We start from the raw sequence: 6307 nt of genomic DNA, 5'->3' as shown, positions 1-6307 counted from the left end.
GCGATGAGGTGGGTGAAGAAGCCGTTGACGGCGACGCGGTGGGCGAGCTGGGGCCAGTAGGCGACGCCGAGCGCGCGGTCGTGCCGGTAGCCGGTCGCGGCCAGGTCGAGGCCGTCTTCGGCGGCGAGCAGGGCGGCGCCGGCGACGTCGCAGACGTAGTGCGCCGGGGGCATGCCCTCACCGAGGGGGCTGAGGGGCTGGAAACGGTCGATGACGCGCCAGCGGTAAAGCTGGAGCAACCTCTCGTTGGCGGTGCGCCGCGTGGGCCAGCCGACCTGGACGAGCTGGTGGGTAGTCAGGACCCGGTGCTCGTAAAGGAGCCGGGCAATCCAGCGGTCGCGCGAGCTGAGGTGAGGGGTGAGGTTCGCCAGGTGTTCGGCGTCGGCGACGACGCGGGCGGCGGGACGCAACGGGACGCGCAGGGCGCGTTGCGGCAACGGTTTGGCCATCGATGGTCCTTCGTGGTGGCAGCGAGGCGCGCGGTCAGGCGACGCGGCGCGGGTCGGAGGTGGGCCGCGGACCCGGACCGGTGGGAGCCGGCGCGGCGGGGGTGGCCGCGCGGCGGCGCAGCGCCCGGCGGATCTGCGCGGCGCGGCCCGGCACCGGGGCGGGGAGTTTTTCCGTGACGACCGTGAAGGCGGGAGCTTCTTCCCCGCCGACGACCAGGCGGGCGGCGGCGTGGAACACGCCGAGGTTGGCCAGGTCGTGCTCGGCCAGCCGGGGCTCGACGTGGCGGGCGAGCCGTTTCGCGTCCGCCGGGCTCACCGTGAAATAGATCTTGCTGCGGGCGTTGGCGCCGATGCTTTCTTCCAGGTGCCGAGGCAGCTGGGTAAGGTTCTGATGCGCCAGAACGATCCCGAGCCGGTAGCCGCGTGCGGCGGCGAGCATGTCCTCCAACGCGTACGGAAGCGTGAGGAAGTTGTGGGCCTCGTCCAGGTACAGACTGGCGTCGGGCCTTTTCCCTTGGGGCAGGCGGGCGCGCCGGGTGGTGGACTGCCAGACCGCAGAGACGACGATCGAGCCCATCAGCGCCGCGGTCTCGACCCCGAGGGCGTCTTGGGCGATGCGGACCAGGCACACCCCGCCGTCGTTCAACACCGCGTCCATGTCGACAGTCGAGGGGCCGGCCGCGATCGCGGCCCGCACAAACGGCCGCAACAGGAACCCACGGAGTTTGTTCATCAGCGGGGCGACGACGTGGCCTCGCGCGGCCTCGGAGAGGGCTTCGTACCAGGTCCAGAAGCCGGCCAGGATGTCGTCGTCGATCTCACCGAGTGCCCGGTGGCGGTAGGCGGTGTCGGTCAGCAGTTTCGGCAGATCCGTGATCACAGGAACGCCGGGTTGAGCGGCAAGGGTGAGCAGACCGGCGCGGAAAATATCCTCGGTCCGGGGCCCCCACGAGTCGGCGTACACCCGGGAGAAGATCGAGACGAGGTTGTCGACGGCCCGCCCCCTGTCGGGCTGGTCCAGCGGGTTCAGGCACGGCGGTCGGCTGTTCGACTCGGCGTCGAACAGAACGAGGCGGTCGAGGGCGTCCAGGGGGTAGCGGGCGAGGATGTCGATGATCTGGTCGCCCTTCGGGTCGACATTGACTACACCTCGGTGCGCGGCGACGTCGTCGAGCGTCATGCGGGCGAGCAGTTCGGATTTGCCCGCGCCGGTCGCGCCGAGGACGTGCAGGTGATGCCGGGCGTCCGGGACCCGCAGACCGACCGGCCGCGCCTGCCCGGCGTCGGTGCGCCCGATGGGGCGGACGTTCGGGCCGGGGCCGGCAACGCCGGGCGGCGGGGCGATGGCCTTCGCGCCGGCGCGTTGCAGGCCGGGGGTCGCCTCGTCGACCGGCAGGTGCGCGAGCGTGCCGAGTTCGGCGACCGAGAGCAGGTCGCCGCGGCCGAACTGCCGGGCGGCGAGGACGGGCAGCGGGCGGCGTAGCCGGACCCGGCGGTAGTAGTTGTGGTCGCCGTAGGCGGCGAACGCCGACGCGATGGCGTGCGCCCGGCCGCGTAGCTGGCTGGCCACCTGCGCGGTGGTGGTGTCGTCGGTGTGCTCGTCGAGGATCGCGGCGATGGCGTAGCGGACGCGGACCTCGTACTGGGCACCGCGCTGCTTCGTGACGATGGCGCGGTCCTCCGCGGACAGGGCCAGCGACGTCTGCGGGTCGACCTTCACCGTGGCGGTAGCCGTCCGGCGGCGCTGCCGGGTGCGGCCGGTGTGGGGTGTGAGCAGGTCCAGTAGGCCGCCGGCCAGGTGCGCCGAGCCGGCGGCGCGTAGCCGGCGGGCAGCCCGACGCGCTTTGGCAACACGGCGGCCGGTGACCGGCCGGGCCAGGATCTGCACCGCCGCCCGCTGGTTACGGGCCAGGCTGCCGGGCGCGCCGAGCAGGGCGCGCAGGGGGTCGGCGTCGTGGTCGACCCGGATGGGCAGCGCTTCGGGGCGGGCGAGGCGCAGTTCGCCGCCGGCGGCGAGCAGCCGCCGTCCCGGCCGGGCCACGACGGGCAGCGGCGCGCGGGCGGGGGTGGTGTGGGTGTGCGCGCCGGGCCAGGACGCCTCGACGGCTCGTTCCACCATCCCGTCGGGCACGACGCCGGGTACCCAGATCTGGATGCGGACCCCGTCGCCGGTGAACTGGTACTCCCACACCAGGTGCGGCTGGCCGACCAGGCGTCGCCAGCCGGGGCGGAGCAGGCCGAGCAGATTCGCCCACAGGGCGGACGCGCCCGCCGGGTCGACGGTGGGCGGGGCCAGCACGGTCACCAGGCGGGCGCCGGCGATCAGCCGCTGCTGGTAGCGGCGGCGCAGCCGCCGACGCCCGGTGAGTAGACCGGCGGCGGCGAGGATGAGCAGCGGGCCGGCGACAGGGCCCCAGACCAGCGCCCACCCCCGTAGCGCGCCGAGGATCTGGTGGAGGAAGCCCCCCGGGTCGGTCAGATAGGTGGCAAGCGGCGACGACGGCGTGGTAGCCGCCGCGGCGAACAGATCCATGGCTACGATCTCCCTGCGGATACGACGATGCTGGTCAGGCGGCATCGAGATAGATCTGGCCGTCGTCATCGGTCGAGTCATCCGGCACGGCGAGATCGAGAAAGCCGCCGTCGTCGGGGTCGGCGGCGAGTTCGGCCGGGTTGGTCGTGACCAGGCGGTGCTCGACATGCGAGGCCAGAGCCTGAAAAGCAACCCGCTGTGCCCCCGCCGCGAGGAGCCCCTGCCCGCGGTCGGCGGACAGCAGGAACTGCCGTTCGCCTTGGGACAGGTCGAACACGGCGGTGATCTCATCGATCGCCTGCGGTGCCTGCCTCAACAAAATTTGCGTGGCGGCGTTGGTGACGATCGCCTTGCCGAGGTCGGTGGCGAGCACGTCGGCGGTGTCCTGGGTCGCCACGGTGAGCCCGGCCCAGTACTTGCGGGACGACTTCGCCATCCGGAACAGGAAGTCCGCGCCCGCCTGCTGGCGCATCAGCAGCCACGCCTCGTCCACAACCACGAGCCGGGGCCGCCGGTCGGCGGGGTTCGACACCCGTCGCCAGACGGCGTCGAGGACGAGCAGCGTGCCGATGGCTTTGACCTCGTCGGGCAGGTCCCGCAGCGAGTAGACGACCAGGTGGCCGTCGCCGCGGCCGGTGGTCGGCCCGTCGAACAGACCCGAGAACGCCCCAGCCGTGAACGGGTGCAGCCGGGCGCCAAGCGCCACCGCCGCCGGGTCCTCCGAGGCGGCCAGCCGGGCGGCGAGATCGGCCAGCAGCGGCGCCGGCCGGCCCCAGCTACGCGGGTCGGAGCTGATCCCCGCCGCCTGGTAGGTCGCGGTGATCGCGACGTCGAGGGCCGCCCGTTCGGCCGGAGTCAGCTGTCCGACCAGGACGGAGATGACGGTGTGCAGGAACAGGCTGCGGCGCACCAGCGCGTCGCGCGGCGCGGTCCGACGGCCGTCCGGGGTGGTCTGGATGGGCAGGTCGAACGGGTTGATCCGCACGTGGTCGGCGCCGAGGTGCAGGTAGCTGCCGTCGACCGCGATGGCCAGCCGAGCGTATTCGTCTTCGGGGTCGACGACGTGGACCTCGATACCCCGGTAGAGGCTGCGCAGGAGTTCGAGCTTGACCAGATAGCTCTTCCCCGCGCCGCTGCGGCCGAGGATCACGGCGTTGTGGTTGTCGACGTCGCCGAACCGGTCCCAGTGCACCAGCCCGTTGCTGGCGACGTTGAGCCCGTAGAGCACCCCGGTCGGCGCCAACGACGTCGGGTCGGCGGGCGGCAGGTCCGGACTGGTGAACGGAAACGCCGCACTCAAGGCCGCGGTGTCGAAGGTGCGGCGCATCCGCACCTGGTCCAACCCCAGCGGCAGAGTGCTCACCCAGCCTTGCAGGGACCGGTAGCTGACCGGTTTCGCGTCCAGCAGCAGGCTGGCCGCCAACGCCCGCACGGCAGCGACCTCATCGGCCAACTCGGCTTCGCTGGTCGCGTGGACGGTGAGGTACAGACCAAGCCTGAACAGCTTCCCTTCGCCGCGGGCGACGCGGGCGGACAGGTCGTAAGCGTCCTCGGTCGCCGCCTCGACCTGCGGGTCAATCAGCCGGCCCTTCTCATCACCCACCTGCCGGCCAGATTCGAGTTTGGACAGCTGCCGGCGTAGCCGATTCGCCGCGGTGACCGGATCGATCGGCTCGACATGCACCGCGACATCAAGCCGGCCCGGGTAGGTCAGCAGCGGGGCGAGCCAGCCGGCGTGGACCTCCCGCGGATACCCGGTGATCGCCATCGTGGCGAGGACGTCCCCGCCCACGTCCAGGTGGCGCGGGGCGATCGACAGCGCGTCCGGGACGAACGCTGCCGCGGCGGCGTCCACGGTGGACGGGCTGGGGGCCTGCGCGGAGGCCCGGCGTCGGGCTCGTCTGCTCATCGGGCGTGTCCCCTCCGTCGTGTGGGTCGTGCTGGCCGTCGGGAGCCGCCGTCGGAGCGCCCGGCGGGCGGGCGGAGGTCGGGCCGGGTCCCAGAAGTCGGGATCGCCGGTGTCCAGCGGGCCGTCCCCGTCGGCGTCCGGGTCGTCGAACTCGTCGTCGTCCAGGAAGCCGCCGTCGTCGGGGTCGGGCTGGTAGGCCGGGTAGTCCTCGGGGAGGTCGGCGGTGATGACCTCGTCGGGCGCGGCGAGCGCGGCCGGCGGCACCAGACCGGCCGGGTTGCAGGCCGCGGCCAGCACGCTGGTCGCCGTCCCCGCGTCCAGCGGCGTGACCACAATCCCCGCCGGTGCCAGCAGGTCGGTCGCCTCGGCGAGACGGCGGGCGAGCCGGGTGTGCGCGGCCCGTCTGATCGCCTGTCCGGCACGGCGAGCGTCGCGGGCCGCAGCCCGCCGGCCCGACAACGCGGCCAGGGGAGAGGCACCGCCGAGCCCGTCGACCGGGCCGGCCGTGACCAGCGGCTCGCGGAGCACCAGCAGCACCTGGCGGGTCAGCAGCTGCATCTCGGCGGCGAGGTGAGCCAGGTAGGTGGCGTGTTCGCGGGCGGCGTGCGCCAGCGCCGGGTGGGGCAGCTGCTCGGCGGCATCGTCGAGCTGCTGAATCTGGGCGCTCAGGTCTGCGGGCATAGCCCGCACGAGGATCTGTACCGGGGCGGTCAACGAGTGCAGGTAACGGGCGAACACGGCGACGAGGGCGTCCTGCTCCCCGGGGGTGCGCAGCGCGAAGTTCACCGTGCTCGCGACCGCGACGACCGCCAGCCCGTCGCCGCCGAGGTCGATCACGCCGACCCCGGCCTGGCCGGTGACGGTGCGGGCCGGCAGCCGCAGCGGCGCCGCGCTCTGTGCGTCCGCGGCCGGCCGTCGGCCACCAGTGCCGCTGGTGGCACGGGCGGCCAGCCAGGACGGTGGTGCGATCACACCTTCGGGGGCGTTGATCCGGTGCCGCGGGCTGGTCCGCTGGCGGATCGCGGCGGCCAACAGCCGATCCAGGGACAGCCCGTCGCGCTGGCCCAGCACGAGGACGCCGGCGCCGGCCGCGACCGGCACGGCGAGCACCGCGAACACCAGCAGCGGCACCAGACTGCGGGTCGCGGCCCAGGCGAGGTAGAGCACGATGGCGGTCAGCGCGAGGATCAGCACCTGACGGGCGGTCAGGTTCGCGACGATCCGGTCCTCACGGTCAACATCGGCGGGTATGTGGACGGGATGCGTCACGGTCGGGGACCTCCGGGTGGTGGTGGTGCGGTGAAGCGCGGCATCGGGACAGCACGACGTGGCGCCGGCGGGCGTGGCGCTTGTGGCGTGGCCGGACGTGGTGCCTGCGGGCGCGGTCGGCGCGGTGGCGGCGGGGCCGCGGAGCGG

General features: G+C 73.3%; 3 protein-coding genes. All 3 read right to left on the bottom strand.

What is annotated here, in order from left to right:
* Nucleotides 1–449, bottom strand: a 449-nt coding sequence (locus tag NBZ85_RS26090; RefSeq protein ID WP_261562786.1) for a replication-relaxation family protein, incomplete at its 3' end; no start/stop codon positions are given.
* 34 nt (nucleotides 450–483) lie between these two features.
* Nucleotides 484–2982: a DUF8128 domain-containing protein gene (locus NBZ85_RS26085; protein WP_261562784.1), complete on the bottom strand. Its 2499-nt coding sequence runs from the start codon at nucleotides 2980–2982 to the stop codon at nucleotides 484–486.
* Between the two features lie 34 nt (nucleotides 2983–3016).
* Nucleotides 3017–6160 (bottom strand): PrgI family protein, encoded by a 3144-nt coding sequence (locus tag NBZ85_RS26080; protein WP_261562783.1) that lies wholly within the window; start codon nucleotides 6158–6160, stop codon nucleotides 3017–3019.
* Nucleotides 6161–6307: the final 147 nt, after the last annotated feature.

It is taken from the genome of Frankia tisae (assembly GCF_025403405.1).
Taxonomy (GTDB): domain Bacteria; phylum Actinomycetota; class Actinomycetes; order Frankiales; family Frankiaceae; genus Frankia; species Frankia tisai.
Note: the sequence above shows the minus strand (reverse complement) of the source record. Positions and strands in the feature narration are given on the sequence as shown.